An 18606-nucleotide genomic window follows, 5' to 3' on the forward strand; every position below is an offset into this window, starting at 1 on the left:
ACGTCATAAGAGTCAGGGAGTGTCATGGGGCATCCGTCCGTAAAAGTTCGTATCGAAACCCTTCAACCCACGGCGTCGTTGCTGGCCGAACAGGTCCAGGCGAAGCTCAAGGTTCGTTACGCCGTGGTTTTGCTGGTCGCGGTGTGTCTGTCCATGGCCGCCATTGCGGGCTGGGAGGCCTGGAACTCGCGTTTTTACCACTTGCATGACAAAGAAGTGGCGATGTCCAACCTGGCGCAGACCCTGGCTTCCCAGGCGCAGTCGACGATCAAGCAGGCCGACACGTTGCTGTTTACTTTGGTCGATCGCATCGAGAAGGACGGGATGGGGCCGGCACCGTATACCCGGATGCAACAGTTGCTGGGTGCGCAACGCAACGAGTTATCCCAGCTTCACGGTCTGTTCATCTATGACGAAAGCGGTCGTTGGCTTGTCAATTCCAACGGTGCCTCTTTGCCCAATGCCAATAACTCCGACCGTGAATACTTCATTTTCCATCGTGACCATCCCGACCGTGGCCCGCATATCGGCCCGTCGATCAAGAGTCGCTCGACCGATGAGTGGATCATGACTGTGTCGAGAAGGATCAATCATCCCGACGGCAGTTTCGCCGGCGTCGTGGTGGCAACGATTTATCTCAATCACTTCCTTGCGCTGTACGACAGCATCGATATGGGCAAAAACGGTGCGATTAACCTAATGGCCGACAACGGCACCATCCTCGTACGCCGCCCCTTCAAGGAAGCCGACATCGGTACCAGTGTGGCCAATGGGCCATTGTTCAAACAATTGCTGCCCCATGCCGACTTCGGGACTGCAACGATCAGGTCAGTGATTGATGGTGTCGAGCGGGTCTTGGGGTTTCGACGGATCAATGGTTATCCGATGATCGTGTCCGCCGCCCTGAACAAGGAAGAGGTGCTGGAAGGCTGGCGTGAGGAATCGTTGAACAGCGCCATTATCGTGGCCTTGCTGCTGGGGTTCCTGGGCGCGCTCGGTTATCGGCTTATTCGTGTCATGAAGCAGCAAAATCACATTCAAAGCGTATTGCTGGACGCCCAGGAAAAGCTTATCGAGGTCAATCGCAGCCTTGAACTGCTGGCCCTGGAAGATGCACTGACGGGGTTGGCCAACCGGCGTCAGTTCGACCTGTTCATGGTCGCGGAAATGGGTCGCGCCCGACGCAGCCAGACGGGCCTGGCGTTGCTGATGATCGATGTCGATCATTTCAAACTGTTCAACGATCACTACGGGCACGTGGCCGGCGATGTGTGCTTGCGCAAAATCAGCGCCGTCATCACGGAAAACATCAAGCGCCCCGGGGATCTGGCTGTTCGCTATGGTGGCGAGGAGTTCGCGGTGGTGCTGCCCGGCACGGACTATGTGGGCGCCTTCCTGGTGGCGGAAAAAATCCGCCGCGCGGTGCAACTGGCGGGTATCGAGCACACTGAAGGTACTGAAGGCGTGGTGACGGTCAGCCTGGGCGTCTGCGCCTACGACCCGGCTTCGCAAGCCGGGGCCGACGACTTGGTTGGTGCCGCCGACAAGGCGTTGTACGTGGCTAAGGCCAGTGGCCGGAACATGAGCGTCATCGCCAACTGAGTTCAGGCAAAACAGTCACTGCCCTGGACGAGTTTGGTCGCGAGCCAGGGTTGCTTGAGTTTTTCCAGCCACCAGCCCAGGGCGCGACCGTCATGGTCGCCGCGCCAGCCAGCGTAAAGGATGTTCGGCTCACGCGGGTCGGCCATCTGTTTTTCAATCAGCGTGCCGTTGTTCAGCAGGGAACCGACGCGATGCCGGGGCAACCAGCCCACGCCCAAACCGTCGCATTGGGCCAGGATCTTGGCACGCATGGTCGGCACGGCAAGCACCGGTTGCCCGCCAGAAACGCCATACGTGCTGCCTTCGGTGGCCCGGGATGAGTCGGCCACGACAATCGCCCGGTGCTGCGTGACCATGGCGCGGGTAATCGGCTCTTTAGCCTTGGCCAGCGGGTGTTTGGGCGAGACGGCGAACACCCATTCCATTTCCCCCAGTTGCATCCAGCGCAACGAAGGGATGGCCGGCGGTTCGTTGGTGGCGCCGATGATCAGGTCTGCGCGACCTTCACGCAGGGCTTCCCAGACCCCTTTGAGTACTTCCTGAGTGATGCGCAGCGGTACGCCGGATTCCAGCGCGTCGAATTCGTGAATCACCGGGATCAAGGTGTCGAATTCCAGCAGTTCGTCGGTGACGATCCACAACCGGCTTTCCCAGCCGTTGGCCACTTGCTGGACGCGCTGGGTCAGTCGGGAGACGTCCTGCATCAGCCGCGCCGCTTCGTTCACCAGCAACTCGCCGGCCGCCGTGAGCTGCAAGCGGTAGCGGCGGCGGTCGAACAGCAAGGCATCGAAGCGTTCTTCAAGTTGCCGCGCGGCGTAGGAGACGGTTGAAGGCGCCTTGCCCAAATGGGCAGCGGCGCGGGACAGGCTGCCGGTTTCGCGAATGGCTTCAAGCAGCGCCAGGTCTTCAATCGACAGCATGTTCAAGCTCCTCGAAGATCAAAAGATCGCAGCCTTCGACAGCTCTTACAGGGGATTGCATGCACCTGTAGGAGCTGCCGAAGGCTGCGATCTTTTAGCGGTACTCACGTGGCCCGACGCAACTTCCACAATCGGATCAAGCGCACGTAAACCGCCAGGTTGACCGCCAGCACCACGCTGCCAAGCCCCAGTTGAATTGTCGGTGTCAGACCGGCCGGGTAGATGATCGGCAACACGTAGTGCTCGATGAAACCGCCGCCATACACCGTTTGCCCGGCCGCCTCGCGCATCAGGTTTTCCCAATAGGTCAGCGGGCAGGTCAGGTGAAAGACTTCGACGATCACGCCCCACGCGGCGGCTGGCAGGTGCCACCAGATCAGGTGGCGCCATTTGAGCACCAGCAGCCCGCCGAACAGCACGAACAGAATGAACAACAGGTGAAACAGCACCAGCCCGTCGGCGGCGATTCGGTAAAGCATGTCGATTCCCTGACTCTTCAGTTTGAATCGCTCCATGTTACTCGGGCGGGTGGCCTGGGTTCTATCGATTCAATGCGCCCAGTATTGCTTTCAAGTGCGCCATGGTGTTTTCGCCACTGCGTTGCATGGGCGCACGCAGTTCGTCGTCGATCAAGCCTTGCAGGGCGAGGGCGGTTTTTACCGGGGCGGGATTGGGCTCGATGAACAGGCTGTGAATCAGCGGCAGTAACCGCAAGAACGTCGTTCGGCCAGCCGCGAGCTGCTGGTCGCGAATCTGTCGATACAGCGTCACGAACAACTCGGGATGAACATGGGCTGATGCGGCAATCACGCCTTTGGCACCCAGGCACAACGCATTGAAGATCTGGTGGTCTTCGCCGCACAGCACGTCGACCTTGCCGCTGGCCAGCAGCGCCAGGGTCGTTGCCTGATTGCCGCCGCAATCCTTGATCGCGACGATCCGCTCGTGCGAAACGATGTTGAGCAAGGTTGCCTGCTCGAATGCCACGCCGGTGCGGTAGGGGATGTCATAGAGAATGATCGGCACACTGGAGGCATCGGCCACCGTCTTGAAAAAGGCTTCGAGGCCAGCCTGGGACGGACGGATGTAGTACGGCGGCGGCACCAGCAGGCCGGCCAGGGGACGTTTGAGGATTTCGCTCTGCAACTGCAGCAGCTCGGTCAGGTTGTTACCGGCCAGGCCCATGACCACGCGATCCGCCGGCACTTGCGCGAGCACAGCATCGAGCACGGCCAGTTGCTCATGTTTGCCCAGCGCCGCGGCTTCCCCGGTGGTGCCACAGACCACGATGCCATCTACGCCATTTTCCAGCAGGTGGCTGATCAGCCGCCGCAACCCGACAAAATCGATGGCGCCATGGTGAAACGGCGTGACGATAGGGACCCAGATACCTTGAAACGATGACATGTAACTTCTCCTGAAGGTTGACCGAATTCGTCACCGTCAGAAGCGTAGAAAGGAGGTAAGCAAGGGGAGGGTGCCCGTCGCGCTCAATGTCCTGTCAGCTCATCTGACGGGACAGCGCGCCCCGGTCACATGAGCGACTGTTTCTTCGATTTGAGGGTGTGCGCAACGCAACCTTGTGCCTTGGCATTCAAGCCAATGACGACAGTGTTGAAGTTGAAGGTTGCGGACATATCGCTGACACCCTGAGTGAGGCGCTCAGTTTTAAAAGGCGCCGAGGTGTTTGTCAATCCTGAAAATCGGCGAACTCGGCGCGCATCCGTCCGTTGTGCTTGGCCCGATAGAGCAGTTTGTCGACCTGTTCGACGAAATCCAGTGCGCTGGCGCCTTGGCTTACGACGGTGGTGCCGACGCCGAGGCTCAGGGTGACGAGTGACGAAACCGACGAAAACTCATGCGCAATCTGCTGCTGGCGAATCAAGTGCAGACACTTGCGCGCCACCAGTCGGGCAGACTCGGCATCGGTTTCCGGCAGCAGCCAGACGAACTCTTCGCCGCCGATCCGGGCAATGAAATCCCGTGGCCGATTGGCCGCCAGGGACAACGTCTGCGCCACGCGCCGCAGGCATTCGTCACCCTTGATGTGGCCGTAGTGATCGTTGTACTGCTTGAAGTAATCGATATCCAGAACCAGCAGCGACAACGGCAACCCGGTGCGCTGGGCGTTGCTCCATTCGCGTTCCAGCACGGTGTCGAACATGCGTCGGTTGGCGATGCCGGTGAGACCGTCCTGAAATGAATATTCTTCCAGCTGCTTTTGCAGGCGAATCAGGTGCTCTTCGGTTTTCTTGCGCTCGCTGATGTCGAACATGAAACCCACCAGCGCCTCCACTTCACCGTCCTTGCGCACCACGTGCACCACATCGCGAATCCACACGTAGTCACCGTTTTGAGTCAGTGTGCGGTAGTCGGCCTCGTGGTCGACGCCGGCACGCGATTGCGACACGCAGAAGTCCACCACGTAGTCGCGATCGTCCGGGTGCATGCGCTCGACCCAGTCATTGACCGAGACCCAACTGTCCTGCTGCCAGCCCAGCAAGCTCTCGATCTGCGGGCCGATGTAGCTGAACGTCATGGTTTGCCAGTCGATCCGCCAGGGAATCGCCTTGGTCGACTCAAGCAGGGTTTTGTAAACATCACTGTCGGTGTCGACGGAACTCATAAAGGGCCGGCCTCATGGAGAAATGCAGGGCCATCATGTTGATACTATCGCTGCGAATCAAGCGGGCAGCCGATGAAAGGCGCAGCCAGGTGTATTGCTCGAAAGTGCGCAAGATTGTTCAAGCCTTCGCCGGCATCTGCTGGCACAGTCAGCGGTCTTTCCCCAGGTTGTAGAGCGTTATGTCGAATTCACTCATGCCGCGCAGCGCCTTTCTGCGTGGCGCGGCGGCGATCATGCCGTTATCCCTGGCCACCGCGCCGTGGGGGCTGTTGGCCGGTTCCATGGCCATTGAGGCCAACCTCACGCCTCTGCAAGGTCAGGGCTTGTCGAGCATCGTGTTTGCTGGCGCCGCGCAATTGGTGGCGATCGGCATGCTCAAGGGTGGGGCCGGGGTCTTTTCGATTTTGCTGACCACGCTGTTGCTGACGTCCCAGCATTTGCTGTACGGGATGAGCATGCGCTCGGTGATTTCCCCTTTGCCGGGGCGCTGGCGAGTGGGGTTGGGCTTTTTGCTCACCGATGAGTTGTTCGCCCTGACCAGCCAACATGACAAGCAGCAGTTCAACCGCTGGTATGCGTTGGGCGTGGGTCTGACGTTTTATATTGCCTGGAACCTGTTCACCCTGGCCGGCATCGTGTTGGGCAGTAGCATTCCCGGTCTTGAACACCTGGGCCTGGATTTTTCCATCGCAGCGACCTTTATCGCCCTGATTACGCCGGTGGTGCGCAATGTGCCGACGGTGGTTTGCGTGGCGGTGTCGCTGTTCTGTTCGGTGCTGTTCAGCTATTGGCAATGGGGCTCGGCCCTGGTGCTGTCGGGGCTGGCGGGCATGACCGCCGGGTTTATCTGCAACAAGCTGTATCTGGAGCGTACATGATCGTTTGGGCAGTGATTATCGGCATGGGTGTGTTGGTGTTTTTGAACCGCTACGTGTTTCTTGAACCGCGATTGCCGGTGCGCCTGAGCAGCAATGCGCGGCAGTTTCTCGGTTTTGCGGTGCCGGGCATGTTGACGGCGATTTGCGGGCCAATCGTGTTTATGCCGGACAAACAGCTGAACCTGCAGTGGGACAACCCTTACCTGATCAGTTCGCTGGTGGCCGTGGGGTTGGTGATCTACACCCGCAATACGTTGCTCAGCATGCTGTTGAGCATGGGGTTCTTCTTTGTATTGCGCTGGTTGCTTTGAGTCGGGCGTGGGGAAATGTTCTACGCTTAAAACTGATATCCCTTCAGGAAGAGAGGTGGACATGGCAACTGAACCCAAGCAGCCGGACCTGGATGAAGACACGGACGAACCGAGCGAAGAAGAGATCAAGCGGCAGAGGCGCTCGACGCCGGACTGGAAGCACCCGGACGATGGTAAAGAGCTGTCCGACCGAGACGTAGAAATTCCGCTGAAACCTTGACCCTGTGGGAGCGAGCCTGCTCGCGAAAGCGGTATGTCAGTCAACGAGGATGTTAAGGCTGATGGCCTCTTCGCGAGCAGGCTCGCTCCCACAATTTAGCGACCGCGCAGAATCAAATCGCCTCATTCCACCGAATCTGCGTAATTCCCATTTGCTGAGCCTTGTCGCGCGCGGTTTCGAGACTCGCGTGTGGCGCAATCTTTTGTCCGGATTCGGGATAGGCATGGGCAGATGCCGAATGGATGGCTTGCACATCGGAAAAACCCACGGACAATTTGAAAAAGTGCTGTCGCACACCGTCGAGCAGGTAATGCACGGCATAAGGGACAAGTTCGCTCATGTAATTCCATTTGGAGCCAGCCCGACATCGGCTTAGTCATTGAACAGGGAATTCAGAGAGATCTGCGGTGCCAGTGTCATGCAGAAATAGGGCGCTTGAAAAAAGAGGCCGGTTTGGCCTCTTCATTCTGAGTATTTCCAGGGCGGGTTCGTTCAGTTCTTCTGCTGACATAGCCCTGGAACGTTATTTCAGACGTCTTCCAACTGGGGGAAGTCGGGGTGGGCCGCTCGATAGCCAAGGGTTTTGTCGATCCAGGCGTTGAGCTCATTCACCATCACGGGAGGCTTGCCCGGATAGCGTTGCAGCGTGGTGCGCAGAATGCTGCTGATATCAGCGACGGCGCGCAGGTTTCGAGTTTTTATGTAATGGCCGATAAAGCAGTCGAGTTGCAAGTGTTCTGTCATCGAAAGATAGACACACGCCAGCTCACCGACTTGATTAATTGCAAAATCGTCGCGCAACTTATTTCTCTGCAAGGTGTAAAAGTTGTAGGGATTTCCTTGGGTTGTTGACTGTTTGGTCAACTTTGGATGCTTATGGAAATGCGGCGCGCATGCTATCTGTAGTCTTGTTAAATGTATGTATGACGGTCGAAATGTCAGACAAGCGGTTATCCGTCAAACGGCCGTATTAATATAAATGTCTCTCCATTGAAACACTCGATGTAACGTTTGAGACTTTGATTTGTATAGACAAGTTGAAGTATCAGTTTAAATAACGTGAGCCTGCTGCAATTCAGTCAACGATAACGCTTTGAGCCGCGCCAACAACGGATCGCGGCGATCACGGGGATGGGCCAGATCCACCTGTATTTCCTGGCGAATGCGGCTGGGTCGATGGTCCATCACCAGCACCCGGTCGCTCAGGTACAGCGCTTCATCGACGTCGTGGGTAACCAGCAGCAGGGCAATGGCGTGGTGCTCGGCCAGTTGCAGCAGCAGGTCTTGAAGTTTCATCCGGGTAAAGGCGTCCACTGCGCTGAAAGGTTCATCGAGCAACAGCACCTGCGGGCGCGAATACAGGCCGCGAGCAATCGCTACCCGTTGCGCCATGCCACCGGACAACGCTTTGGGCAAGGCTTGGGCAAAACCGCCGAGGCCGACTTCTTCGATCAATTGCGCCACCCAGGCCTTGTCGTACTGGTTGTCGGCGCTGAAACCTATGTTTTGCTCCACCGTCAGCCACGGCATCAAGCGCGGTTCCTGAAACACGAACGCCACCTCACCGGCATTGTTTTTCAGTTCGCCTTGAAAGTCCTTTTCCAGCCCGGCGACGATGCGCAGCAATGTGCTTTTGCCACAACCGCTGGGGCCGAGCAGGCTGACGGTTTCCCGGGGCTTCAATTGCAGATGGATGTTGTTGAGGACGGTGGTGGCAGCGAAGGTTTTGCGCTCCACGCGGATGTCCAGCAGGTGTTCGGTCATGGCTCAATCCTCTGCGCTTTGGCCGTTGAAGGTGTCGCGCCAGGCCAGGAAGCGTTTCTCCAGGCTGGCGAGGATGCCGTCGCTGAGTTTGCCCTGCACCGCCAGCACAATAATCGCCGCGAGGACGATGTCGGGCCGTGAGGTTTCGCGACCGTCGCTGAGCAGGTAGCCCAGGCCTTTGGTCGCGGCGATCAGTTCGGCCGCCACCAGAAACATCCAGGCCAGGCTCATGCCGCTGCGCAACCCGGTGAACAGGCCGGGGAGGGCAGCGGGCAGCAAAATCCGCCGAACCAACCGGGCGCGGCTGAAACCGTACATTTGCCCGACTTCCACCAGTTTGCGGTCGATGTCACGAATCGCCGCGACGCCGTTGAGGTACACCGGGAAGAACGCGCCGATGGCGATCAGGACGATTTTCGAGGTCTCGTCGATGCCCAGCCACAGCAGCAACAGCGGCACCCAGGCCAGGCTCGGAATCGAACGCAGGCCGGCGAAGGTTGGTTCCAGATAGGCTTCGGCTTCGCGGCTCAAACCGACCCATGCGGCAAACACCAGGGCCAGGCTCGCACCGATGGCGAACCCCAGCAGCACCCGCAACAGACTGGCGCTGATGTGTTTCCACAGCGCGCCTTCGGCCAGATCGCTGAGGGTCAGGGCCACTTCACTGGGGGCAGGCATCTGGTAGGACGGCAGCCAGCCGATGCGTACGACAAATTCAAGGATGAGGATGATCAGCACCGGCAGGGCCAGGCCTTTTAGGCGCAGTTGCCAGGCGTGGCTGAGGCGACGTGATGCGGGGAGTGCCAGAGCGGCGGGCAGGGTTTTGCTCTTACTGGTCATGGGGTTTCTCCAGGCCAAGATCAAAAAATCGCAGGCCTTTGTAGGAGCGAGGCTTGCCCGCGAAGCTTTTGGCGCTTTCAAAGGCCCCTTCGCGGGCAAGCCTCGCTCCTACAGGGCTGCGTTTATTGACGGGCCACGGTTTCCTTGAAGCCGGTGTCGATCAACTGATCGATGACTTGGTCGACGTTAACCCCTTTGCGCACCAGCTCTTCGGACACCAGAATCGGCGCCGCAGCCTTGGACGCAATCACATCCTTGGCGGTCAATTGCGGGCTGCTCAGATCGGTGCGCGACAGTTGCAGCTTGGCCACTTCCAGCGGCAGGCCGGATTCGCTGGCGAGCAACTGCGCCAGTTCTTCCGGGTTTTTAACCGCCCATTCCCGCGCCTGTTCGTAGGCGTTGAGCACGGTTTCGATGGTTTTCGGGTGTTCCTTGGCGTAGTTGTCGGTGACGCTGACTACGCCGTAACTGTTGAAGTTGGTGTTGCGATAGAGCAACCGGGAACCGGCCTGGACCTGGCTCGCGGCCATGTGCGGGTCGAGCCCGGCCCAGGCATCGACGTCACCTTTTTCCAGGGCGGTGCGACCGTCCGGGTGTTGCAGATGCACCAGTTCCACGTCGTCCTTGCTCAATCCGGCCTGTTGCAGGCTGCGCAGGGTAAACAGGTACGGATCGGTGCCTTTGGTGGCGGCGATTTTCTTGCCTTTCAGATCAGCCACGGTCTTGTAGGGCGAATCTTTGCGCACCACCAGCGCGGTCCATTCGGCGCGGCTGTAAACGTAGACTGATTTGATCGGGCTGCCATTTGCTCGGCTCAACACCGCCGCCAGGCTGGCGGAAGAGGCGAAATCGACGCCGCCGCTGTTGAGGTATTCCAGAGAGCGGTTGCTGCCTTGGCTTAGCACCCAGCCGACCTTGGTCTGGGGCAGGGCTTTTTCCAGGAAACCAAAGTGCTTGAGCACCAGGCTCACCGGCGAGTAATAGGCGTAATCCAGATGCACTTCGGTCGGCGTGGTTTCGGCGGCCTGAGCCAGGGGTTGCAGGCTCAAGGCGATGGCGACGGCGCTGATCAGGTGTCTGGCTTTGGGAAAACGGAAGGTGGGTTTCATGGAACAGCTCCGGCAAGGCAACGGGATTCTTATGTCCGAATAATCGGTTTTAATGAATGCTTCCTGCATAAACGGAATATTGCAGGCTCTGTGCCATGTTCCGGGCATCACCGTTTTCGGGCCTTTGCCGGTGGTTATGGGGACAACCAATGTCCAGGGCAAAACAGTCTGTTGAGCCACTGTTGCTGGGCCAACACTGTTGATTGCCAGTCATGAGCTTATGCATAAATCGAATTTAAAAAGCTTGTAATAAGAGCGTTATGGTCTATCGGAATAACACCCCCCGGAGACTCCGATGAACCCGTCCCGATTCCTACGCAGCTTGCTGATCAGCACGCTATTTGCCGCAGCCTTTGCCTACGCAAATGACCCCGTCGTCCTGCACGTCGGCGACCAGAACTACTACAACGTTCGCGCCTCGGTGGAGGCGTCGGGTGTGTTGGAAGGGGCGCCTTACACCGTCGACTGGAAACACTTCCAAGCGGCCGCGCCATTGGCGGAAGCGCTGAACACTGGCGCGCTGGACCTGGGCTTTCTCGGTGATTCAGGCTTTCTGTTCCTCGCCGCGAAACAGGCGCCGGTGAAGCTGATTGGCGTGTCGCGACAAAACCCGGACACCATCGCGCTGCTGGTGCCCAAGGATTCGCCGGTCAAAACCATCGCCGACCTCAAGGGCAAGAAAGTTGCCTATTGGCCCGGCGCCTGGAGCCAGCAACTGACCTTGCGCGCGCTGGAGAAAGCCGACCTGCCGGAAGACTATGTCGACTTCATCAAGTTGATGCCGATTGACGCGGCGGCAGCCTTGCCCCAGGGCAGCATCGACGCGTTCCCGGTGTGGGAACCGTACATCTCGCAACAGATTCTGTTCTCTGGCGCCCGGCCGATTCTCACTGCCAAGAACCTGATGCCCGGCCTCAGCGCGATTGCCGCCTCGACACCGTCCATCGACAGCAAGCGCGAAGCCATCGCCGACTTCCTCGGGCGCCTGAAAAAGGCCCGGGCCTGGGTCGACAACCACACCGACGAATACGCCGACCTGTGGGCGAAGAAAGCCAACCTCGATCAGGACGTTTCGCGCCACTGGTTGCGTCAGGCGCACATGACCGTCGGCCCGGTGGATCAGCAAGCGGCGGCGGATTTGCAGAGCACTGCGGACTTCCTGTTCAAGGTCAAGGCACTGCCGGCAGCCTTCGCGACGGCGCCGATCATCGACAGCTCATTCCAGAAGTCCTTCGCCGAGTAAGCCGTCACCCTGCAGCATGTCGATAAAGCGCTGTGCTGCCGGCGCCATGGCCTGACCGGTGCGGGTGATCAGACCGATCTGACGCGTGACGCCGGGATGATCCACCGGCACTTTGACCAGATCGTCGCGGCCGTCATCGGCTGATTCGGGCAGCAGGCTCACACCCAAGCCCTGGCGCACCAGCGCCAGCACCGTCGACATGTAATTGGCTTCCAGCCCTGGCGACAACGGCAACTGTGCGTCGGCGAACAGTTGCTCCACCAACTCCCGCACGCTGCTGTCGCGCCCGGTGAGGATGATCGGTTGATCCGTCAGTTCGTTGAGTTTGACCGAGCGTCGCCCGGCTAACGGGTGATCGGCGGGGATGAACAGGCACAACCGATCTTCCAGCACCGTCTGAAACTCCAGCCCATGGCTCATCCGCGCCCGTACGCCGAGGCCGAAGTCCACCTCGCCATCGCGCACCAGCGTGTCGATCCGTTGCGCCACCACGTCCCGCAGCCGCACTTCGACCCCCGGAAACTGCTCGCGAAACTGCTTTAAAAGCGGCGGCAGGGCAGCGGCGCACAGCGATGGCAGCGCGGCGATGGTGACCACGCCCCGGCGCAATGAAGCCAAGTCCCTCGATGCGCTGACGATGTTGTCCAGGTCCAGCAGCAACTTCTCCATGGGCAGCAGCGCACTTTGCCCGGCACTGGTCAACGCAACATGCCGCGGGCTGCGTTCGAGCAGGGCGACGCCGAGCCAGTCTTCCAGTTGTTGAATTTGCACGGTCAGGGCCGACGGCGAGAGATTGAGCGCCACCGCCGCTTTAGCGAAGTTGCCGGTTTGCGCCACGACTAGAAAGGCGCGGATGTGCTGGATTGAGTTCTTCATTTTGTTTTTCCGAATGCAGGCAGCCGAACATTTCAATTTACAAAGATTACCTGCAATTCCAATACTCGATGAAAACAACAACAGCGCATTTCATCGCCGCCGCGAGCAGAAATGCCGAACAGGACCTGCCCATGCTTGCCACACTCGGTGTCATCACCATTCTCTGTTTGCTCGTTGCAGTGATGAGCAAACGCCTGTCGCCACTGGTTGCGCTGATCGCCTTGCCGATCGTTGCCGCGCTGCTCGGTGGTTTCGGCCTGCAAACCAGCGCCTTCATCATTACCGGGATCAAAAACGTCGCCCCAGTGGTCGGGATGTTTGTGTTCGCGATTCTGTTTTTCGGCGTGATGACCGACGCCGGGATGCTCGACCCGATCATTGATCGCATCCTCAAACGCGTCGGTACTCGCCCGACCCGCATCGTCATGGGCACCGCGTTGTTGGCGTTGCTGGTGCATCTGGATGGTTCCGGGGCGGTGACCTTCCTCGTGACCATCCCGGCCATGCTGCCGTTGTACACGCGACTCGGCATGGATAAACGCATCCTCGCTTGCGTCACGGCGATGGCGGCGGGGGTTAACTTCTTGCCGTGGACCGGTCCGGTTTTGCGTTCTTCGGCAGCTTTGCATGTACCGGTGGCCGACCTGTTTCAGCCATTGATTCCGGTGCAGATCGTCGGTCTGATCTTCGTCTTCAGTTGCGCCTGGTTCCTCGGCCGACGCGAAGAAAAACGCCTGGGGCTGGGCGCTGGAGCCGTGGTGGACGTGATGCCACAACGGGTGTTGACCGAGGCTGAAGTGGCCCTGCGCAAGCCGCGCTTGTTCTGGCTCAATCTGGTGCTGACGGTGGTGGTGATGGGCGTGATGATTGCCGGGGTCGTCGATCCGGTGGTGATGTTCATGCTCGGCACGGTACTCGCTTTGTGCATCAACTACCCGAACGTCGATGCGCAACGGGCGCGCATCGATGCGCATGCGAAAACCGCGCTGACCATGGCGAGTATTCTTCTGGCCGCCGGGGTGTTCACCGGGATCATGCAGGGCAGTGGCATGCTCAAGGCCATGGCCGAGGTCGCGGTGGCGCAGATTCCCGCCGGTCACGGCAAGCTGATTCCGATGGTGGTGGGCTTTATCTCGATGCCGTTGAGCCTGCTGTTCGATCCGGACTCCTTCTACTTCGGCATCATGCCGGTGGTGGCCGAAGTCGGCCGCGCCCTCGGTGTCGATCCGCTGCAAGTGGCCCAGGCCTCGCTGCTCGGCGTGCACACCACCGGGTTCCCGGTCAGCCCGCTGACCCCGGCGACCTTTCTCTTGGTGGGACTGTGCAAGATCGAGTTGGCAGATCACCAGCGTTTCACCATCCCGTTTCTGTTCGCGGCCTCGGTGCTGATGACCCTGACCGCGCTGCTCTTTGGAGTCTTCTAATGAAAACCTTACGCATCGGTTCCGGTGCCGGTTACTCCGGCGACCGCATTGAACCGGCGATGGAACTGGCCGAGCACGGCGATCTGGATTATCTGGTGTTCGAATGCCTGGCCGAGCGCACCATTGCCTTGGCACAACAGGCGCGATTACTCGATCCGCAAGCAGGCTTTGATCCGCTGCTGGGCGAACGCATGCGCCGGGTGCTGCCCTTTGTCGGGCGCGGCGCCGAGGGGCAGCGCCGGCGCTTGCGGGTGATCACCAACATGGGCGCGGCCAACCCGTTGGCGGCGGCGCAGGAAGTGCGGCGCATTGCCGGGGAATTGGGCTTGTCGGGGCTGAAAGTGGTCGCGCTGACTGGTGACGATGTACTGGCGACGTTGCTGGTCGATCCGTCGCAGACGCTGGATAACGGCAAGACTCTGGCGTCCCTGGGCGAGCGCCTGATTTCCGCCAATGCCTATCTGGGGGTGGACGGCATTATCGAGGCGTTGCGCGCCGATGCCGACGTGGTGATCACCGGTCGCGTGGCGGACCCGTCGCTGTTCCTCGCGCCGCAGATGTTCGAATTTGGCTGGGCGGCGGACGATTGGCCGTTGCTCGGGCGCGGTACGTTGGTCGGGCATTTGCTCGAATGTGCCGGACAGATCAGCGGTGGTTACTTCGCCGATCCGGGGTTCAAGGATGTGCCGGATCTGGCGCGCCTGGGGTTCCCGTTGGCCGAGGTGGATGCCACGGGGCGCGCAGTCATCAGCAAGGTCGCCGGGTCCGGCGGACGCATCGATACCGCGACCTGCACCGAGCAGATGATCTACGAAGTGCATGACCCTGCGGCGTATCTCACGCCGGATGTCAGCGCCGATTTTTCCGGCGTGTCCTTCAGCGTTCAAGGGCCGGATCGGGTGTTGGCGTCAGGTGCTGACGGCCGGGCGCGACCGCAGTCGCTGAAAGTCTCGGTGGGTTATCTGGATGGCTGGATTGGCGAGGGGCAGATTTCCTATGGTGGGCCGGGCGCGCTGGCGCGAGGGCGACTGGCGCGTGAAGTGGTGCTGGAACGTTTGAAGCTGACGGGCGTGGTGTTTGAAGAGATCCGTGCCGAGTTGATTGGCGTCGATGCCTTGCACGGTTCGGACTTGGGGTCGCGGGCGGACAGCGAACCTTGGGAAGTGCGCCTGCGAGTTGCGGCCCGTTGCGCTGATCGCGCCGAGGCTGTGCGAATTGGTAATGAGGTGGAAACGTTGTACACCAACGGGCCTTATGGCGGCGGCGGGGCGAGTAAGTTGGTACGTCAGGTGGTGGCGGTGGCTTCGCTGTTCTTGCCGCGCGATGCTGTCACGTTGCAGATTCATTCGGAGGACTTGGCATGAAACTGCGCGAACTGGCTCATTCCCGAACCGGGGACAAGGGTGATACTTCAAACATCTCGGTGATTGCTTTCCGGGCCGAGGACTATCCACGCTTGTGTGAATGGCTGACGGTGGAGCGGGTCACCGCGTACTTTGCCGAGCTGCTGGACCCGCAAGCCCCGCCGGTGCGCCGCTACGAATTGGCCAACGTCCAGGCGCTGAATTTCGTGTTGCCCGGTATCTTGCGTGGTGGCGTCACTCGATCCCTGGCCCTTGACGCCCACGGCAAGGCATTGGGGGCTGCGTTGCTCGATCTGGAGCTATGAAACACCTGATATAGCGGCACTTGAACCAAAACTGTGTACCCTGTTCCAACCTGAGCTCGCCGGCACCGGCGGGCCCATTGGAGGATCACCGGGCGAGGGGTTTTTGCCATTAACGTGACGACCGCAACGGTCTGGCCCAAGGCAAAACATGACGCAATTGTTCAAGGTTCTATCGGCGCTTGCCCTGGCTATCGGGTTGACGGGCTGCATCGCGTCGCCCATCGAACTGACGCCGCAGACACAACAGCGTCTGCAAACCCAGGCGCCGGTCCGTTTTCTGCTGACCTTCGATGACGGCCCCAGCGCCTCAAGCTTCTGGAACCCGACCGACACTGTGCTCGACGGTCTCGCGCAAAATCCGCTGCAGCCGAATATCAAAGCGGTGTTCTTCGTTCAGACCGGTGCACCCCGGGCTGGAAATAGCGATATCGGCCGGCGAGTCATGCAGCGCGAGCATGCCGAAGGGCAGATCCTCGGCTTTCACACGGCTACGCATTTCCACACCAATCATCGTTCGTTGAGCCCTGAAGACCTGGAACAATCCCTGAGCAACGGCAGCGTCGCCATCGCCGCGATCACCGGCGCGCCACCGAGCCTGGTGCGTCCGCCGTTCTGGAATTATGACAAGCGCACCTTCGCTGCCTATCAGCGGCATGGCATGCACGTGTTGTTGACCGACGTGAGCGCGAATGACGGCAAGATCTGGGGCTTCAACGCCAGCCCCCGGCGCCGGGCGAACATGCTGCGCCAGTTATCGGAAATTCGTGAGCGTATCGCCCAGGGTGAACTGCCCACGGTGGACGGGGTGATTCCGGTGGTCGTGACCTTTCACGACCTCAATCGCTACACCGCCCGGCATACCCGCGAATACCTGCAAATCCTGCTCGACAGCGCCAAGGCTACCGGGGTGAACACCGCGCCGAAGCCGTTTTACGATGACCAAGGGCAACTGTTGAGAGCGGCCATGGCCCGCACCGTCACCGAAAGTGCGGAACCGGTGCAATTGCCGGGCATCTGGAATTGGCTCTGGGACGGAGACAGCCATTAAACGCTCGCCAAAGTGAGACGCCGATAACACTTATTGTTGGCATTCGCGATGCAGGACGGTGAAAGCCTATCTATGCTGATCGGGTTGAATCCGATCAACCGCCATGGAGGCCCCCGTCTTGGTTCCGATTCCAGAGCTTTGCCGCATCGTGACATCCGGTTTTCAGCCGCTCTCGTGCGACTGCACGGTGAACCCCGACGGCACCCTACGGATCAAGGTCTTCGAGCCTGCCACCGGGCGGATCGACCTATTGATCACCGGGGTTTCGCCGGCGCAACTGACCACCGTTCGCGATATTTCCAACCTGATCGGCGAACTCCGCACCGAAATGCGCGCGGGGCGTCGGGCGTTTGCTGGCTAAAAGCACCACCGACCATGTAGGAGCTGCCGAAGGCTGCGATCTTTTGATCTTGATTGTAAAAAACCAAATCAAAAGATCGCAGCCTTCGGCAGCTCCTACAGTGACCGCGTACGACATCAGATTGGTGGATGTACACAACTCCCGTAGGAGCTGCCGAACGCCGCGATCGTTTGATCTTGCTGTTTCAAAACCAAATGGCATCCCACAAAGGGTAATCACCCACTCGCCTTACCAACCCCGCACGCAAAGGATTCAGGACGATGTACCGTGCCGCATCCTTGATATCTTCATCACGACGTAACGCGCGGTCGTAATACCCCCGTTGCCATATTCGGCCTTGGCTGCAGCGCGCAAGATTGATTGAGCGACTGCTTCTGGATTTGATGCGGCACATCAGCTCGGCCAACGTGCCGTGATGCAATTCCACCAGCCAATGCAAATGATCCGGCATCACGACCCAAGCCATGGATGTGACCCAAGAGGTTTGATCAGCATGGCGCAACTGATCGACCAGAAGCCGCCCCAACCGCCAATCGGCGAACACTGGTTGACGTTGTTCAGTCACGGCGGTCAGCAGGTAGATACGACCTGATTCAGTAATGCGGGCCTTGCGCAGGCGACATCCATTTGCAGCGACAGGCATTCCTTTGCCCTCCTTGAGATGTGTTTGCAAATGAACGTTAGTCGATGCAATTTCTGTCGTTGGCCAAAGCGTTTTCGGGATATTTCAAGTGCGCCTAAAGATCGCAGCCTTCGGCAGCGCCTACAGTGACCGCGTACGACATCAGATCGGCGGATGTACACAACCCCCGTAGGAGCTGCCGAAGGCTGCGATCTTTTGATCTTGAACCCATAAAAAAACCCGCCATAACCGGCGGGTTTTTTATGCGCTAACCGAAGATCACTCTTCGATATTGCCCATTGCAGTGGTGTTGAAACCACCGTCTACGTACATGATTTCGCCGCTGATGCCGGACGCCAGGTCCGAGCACAGGAAGGCGCCGGCGTTGCCGACTTCGTCGATGGTGACGTTACGACGCAGCGGGGTTTGCGCTTCGTTGGCGGCCAGCATCTTGCGGAAGTTCTTGATGCCGGAAGCAGCGAGGGTGCGGATCGGGCCAGCCGATACAGCGTTGACGCGAGTGCCTTCCGGGCCCAGGGAGCCGGCCAGGTAACGTACGCCCGCTTCCAGGGAAGCCTTGGCCATGCCCATTACGTTGTAATTCGGCATGGTGCGCTCGGCGCCCAGGTACGACAGGGTCAGCAGGCTGCCATTGCGGCCTTTCATCATTTCGCGGCCAGCCTTGGCCAGGGCCACGAAGCTGTAGGCGCTGATGTCGTGAGCAATGCGGAAACCTTCACGGGTGGTGGCTTCAGTGAAGTCGCCGTCCAGTTGGTCGCCCGGGGCGAAGCCGACGGAGTGAACGATCACGTCCAGGCCATCCCACTTCTTGCTCAGTGCTTCAAAGACCTTGGCGATTTCTTCATCGCTGGCCACGTCGCACGGGAAGCACAGCTCAGGGCTCGAGCCCCAGCCTTGTGCGAATTCTTCAACACGACCTTTCAGTTTGTCGTTCTGATAAGTGAAGGCAAGCTCAGCGCCCTCGCGATGCATGGCGGCAGCGATGCCGGATGCGATGGACAGCTTGCTGGCGACACCGACGATCAGTACGCGCTTACCGGCGAGAAAACCCATGTGTTGCTCCTCTCTTTCA

22 protein-coding genes are annotated in these 18606 nt (G+C 59.5%); 10 read left to right on the forward strand and 12 right to left on the reverse strand.

What is annotated here, in order from left to right; translation table 11 throughout:
• Positions 1 to 24 precede the first annotated feature (24 nt).
• On the forward strand, positions 25 to 1602 hold the full coding sequence (locus tag ACWIKB_RS32000; protein WP_475271426.1) for a sensor domain-containing diguanylate cyclase: 1578 nt from the start codon (positions 25 to 27) through the stop codon (positions 1600 to 1602).
• A gap of 2 nt (positions 1603 to 1604) precedes the next feature.
• Here the strand turns inward: ACWIKB_RS32000 and ACWIKB_RS32005 are convergent, their stop codons facing one another.
• The 4 genes from ACWIKB_RS32005 to ACWIKB_RS32020 all read right to left on the reverse strand — a co-directional run bounded on the left by ACWIKB_RS32005 (position 1605) and on the right by ACWIKB_RS32020 (position 5148).
• Positions 1605 to 2522, reverse strand: a complete 918-nt coding sequence (locus ACWIKB_RS32005) for a LysR family transcriptional regulator (RefSeq protein ID WP_475271427.1) — start codon at positions 2520 to 2522, stop codon at positions 1605 to 1607.
• A 104-nt stretch (positions 2523 to 2626) separates the two neighbouring features.
• Positions 2627 to 3001, reverse strand: a complete 375-nt coding sequence (locus ACWIKB_RS32010; protein ID WP_475271428.1) for a DUF2784 domain-containing protein — start codon at positions 2999 to 3001, stop codon at positions 2627 to 2629.
• A gap of 61 nt (positions 3002 to 3062) precedes the next feature.
• The gene (dapA, locus tag ACWIKB_RS32015; protein ID WP_475271429.1) at positions 3063 to 3929 is read right to left on the reverse strand and encodes a 4-hydroxy-tetrahydrodipicolinate synthase; all 867 of its coding nucleotides are present in this window, start codon (positions 3927 to 3929) and stop codon (positions 3063 to 3065) included.
• A 283-nt stretch (positions 3930 to 4212) separates the two neighbouring features.
• A complete protein-coding gene (locus ACWIKB_RS32020; protein ID WP_475271430.1) occupies positions 4213 to 5148 on the reverse strand; it encodes a GGDEF domain-containing protein in 936 nt (311 codons plus the stop codon).
• 179 nt (positions 5149 to 5327) lie between these two features.
• On the opposite strand from ACWIKB_RS32020, the gene ACWIKB_RS32025 reads away from it, so the two are divergent.
• The 3 genes from ACWIKB_RS32025 (at position 5328) to ACWIKB_RS32035 (ending at position 6557) form a co-directional block, all read left to right on the forward strand.
• Positions 5328 to 6026, forward strand: a complete 699-nt coding sequence (locus tag ACWIKB_RS32025) for an AzlC family ABC transporter permease (RefSeq protein WP_475271431.1) — start codon at positions 5328 to 5330, stop codon at positions 6024 to 6026.
• Entirely contained in the window at positions 6023 to 6337 is a 315-nt protein-coding gene (locus tag ACWIKB_RS32030; protein ID WP_475271432.1) for an AzlD domain-containing protein, read from the forward strand. The genes ACWIKB_RS32025 and ACWIKB_RS32030 overlap by 4 nt, the downstream gene beginning before the upstream one ends.
• 61 nt (positions 6338 to 6398) lie before the next feature.
• A complete protein-coding gene (locus ACWIKB_RS32035; protein ID WP_475271433.1) occupies positions 6399 to 6557 on the forward strand; it encodes a hypothetical protein in 159 nt (52 codons plus the stop codon).
• Between the two features lie 112 nt (positions 6558 to 6669).
• On the opposite strand, the gene ACWIKB_RS32040 is transcribed toward ACWIKB_RS32035, so the two are convergent.
• The 5 genes from ACWIKB_RS32040 to ACWIKB_RS32060 form a co-directional block, all read right to left on the reverse strand.
• Entirely contained in the window at positions 6670 to 6897 is a 228-nt protein-coding gene (locus tag ACWIKB_RS32040; RefSeq protein ID WP_475271434.1) for a DUF6555 family protein, read from the reverse strand.
• Between the two features lie 188 nt (positions 6898 to 7085).
• Positions 7086 to 7358 carry a hypothetical protein gene (locus tag ACWIKB_RS32045; protein ID WP_475271467.1) on the reverse strand — a complete coding sequence of 91 codons (273 nt, stop codon included), beginning with the start codon at positions 7356 to 7358 and terminating at the stop codon, positions 7086 to 7088.
• Between the two features lie 249 nt (positions 7359 to 7607).
• Positions 7608 to 8321, reverse strand: coding sequence for an ABC transporter ATP-binding protein (locus tag ACWIKB_RS32050; protein ID WP_475271435.1), 714 nt, complete (start codon positions 8319 to 8321; stop codon positions 7608 to 7610).
• A gap of 3 nt (positions 8322 to 8324) precedes the next feature.
• Positions 8325 to 9161 (reverse strand): ABC transporter permease, encoded by an 837-nt coding sequence (locus tag ACWIKB_RS32055; protein ID WP_475271436.1) that lies wholly within the window; start codon positions 9159 to 9161, stop codon positions 8325 to 8327.
• Between the two features lie 122 nt (positions 9162 to 9283).
• A complete protein-coding gene (locus ACWIKB_RS32060; protein WP_475271437.1) occupies positions 9284 to 10270 on the reverse strand; it encodes an aliphatic sulfonate ABC transporter substrate-binding protein in 987 nt (328 codons plus the stop codon).
• Between the two features lie 295 nt (positions 10271 to 10565).
• On the opposite strand from ACWIKB_RS32060, the gene ACWIKB_RS32065 reads away from it, so the two are divergent.
• A complete protein-coding gene (locus ACWIKB_RS32065; protein ID WP_475271438.1) occupies positions 10566 to 11513 on the forward strand; it encodes an ABC transporter substrate-binding protein in 948 nt (315 codons plus the stop codon).
• Here ACWIKB_RS32065 and ACWIKB_RS32070 read toward each other — a convergent pair.
• Positions 11487 to 12389, reverse strand: coding sequence for a LysR family transcriptional regulator (locus tag ACWIKB_RS32070; RefSeq protein WP_475271439.1), 903 nt, complete (start codon positions 12387 to 12389; stop codon positions 11487 to 11489). The two genes, ACWIKB_RS32065 and ACWIKB_RS32070, sit on opposite strands and share 27 nt — an antisense overlap.
• Positions 12390 to 12520: 131 nt before the next feature.
• Here ACWIKB_RS32070 and ACWIKB_RS32075 point away from each other — a divergent pair, with 131 nt between their 5' ends.
• The 5 genes from ACWIKB_RS32075 to ACWIKB_RS32095 all read left to right on the forward strand — a co-directional run bounded on the left by ACWIKB_RS32075 (position 12521) and on the right by ACWIKB_RS32095 (position 16891).
• Positions 12521 to 13813, forward strand: a complete 1293-nt coding sequence (locus ACWIKB_RS32075) for a CitMHS family transporter (protein WP_475271440.1) — start codon at positions 12521 to 12523, stop codon at positions 13811 to 13813.
• Positions 13813 to 15177, forward strand: a complete 1365-nt coding sequence (locus ACWIKB_RS32080; protein WP_475271441.1) for an acyclic terpene utilization AtuA family protein — start codon at positions 13813 to 13815, stop codon at positions 15175 to 15177. Before ACWIKB_RS32075 ends, ACWIKB_RS32080 begins: the two co-directional genes overlap by 1 nt.
• Positions 15174 to 15482 (forward strand): AtuA-related protein, encoded by a 309-nt coding sequence (locus ACWIKB_RS32085; protein ID WP_475271442.1) that lies wholly within the window; start codon positions 15174 to 15176, stop codon positions 15480 to 15482. The genes ACWIKB_RS32080 and ACWIKB_RS32085 overlap by 4 nt, the downstream gene beginning before the upstream one ends.
• A 148-nt stretch (positions 15483 to 15630) precedes the next feature.
• Positions 15631 to 16530, forward strand: a complete 900-nt coding sequence (locus tag ACWIKB_RS32090) for a polysaccharide deacetylase family protein (protein WP_475271443.1) — start codon at positions 15631 to 15633, stop codon at positions 16528 to 16530.
• A 118-nt stretch (positions 16531 to 16648) separates the two neighbouring features.
• On the forward strand, positions 16649 to 16891 hold the full coding sequence (locus tag ACWIKB_RS32095; RefSeq protein ID WP_475271444.1) for a DUF1652 domain-containing protein: 243 nt from the start codon (positions 16649 to 16651) through the stop codon (positions 16889 to 16891).
• Between the two features lie 184 nt (positions 16892 to 17075).
• Here the strand turns inward: ACWIKB_RS32095 and ACWIKB_RS32100 are convergent, their stop codons facing one another.
• Together ACWIKB_RS32100 and fabI are read right to left on the reverse strand one after the other, a co-directional pair.
• On the reverse strand, positions 17076 to 17534 hold the full coding sequence (locus ACWIKB_RS32100; protein ID WP_475271445.1) for an REP-associated tyrosine transposase: 459 nt from the start codon (positions 17532 to 17534) through the stop codon (positions 17076 to 17078).
• 258 nt (positions 17535 to 17792) lie between these two features.
• Positions 17793 to 18587 (reverse strand): enoyl-ACP reductase FabI, encoded by a 795-nt coding sequence (fabI, locus tag ACWIKB_RS32105; RefSeq protein ID WP_133836158.1) that lies wholly within the window; start codon positions 18585 to 18587, stop codon positions 17793 to 17795.
• Between the last annotated feature and the right edge of the window lie 19 nt (positions 18588 to 18606).

The sequence above is a fragment of the Pseudomonas sp. 5Vm1k genome, from assembly GCF_056161485.1.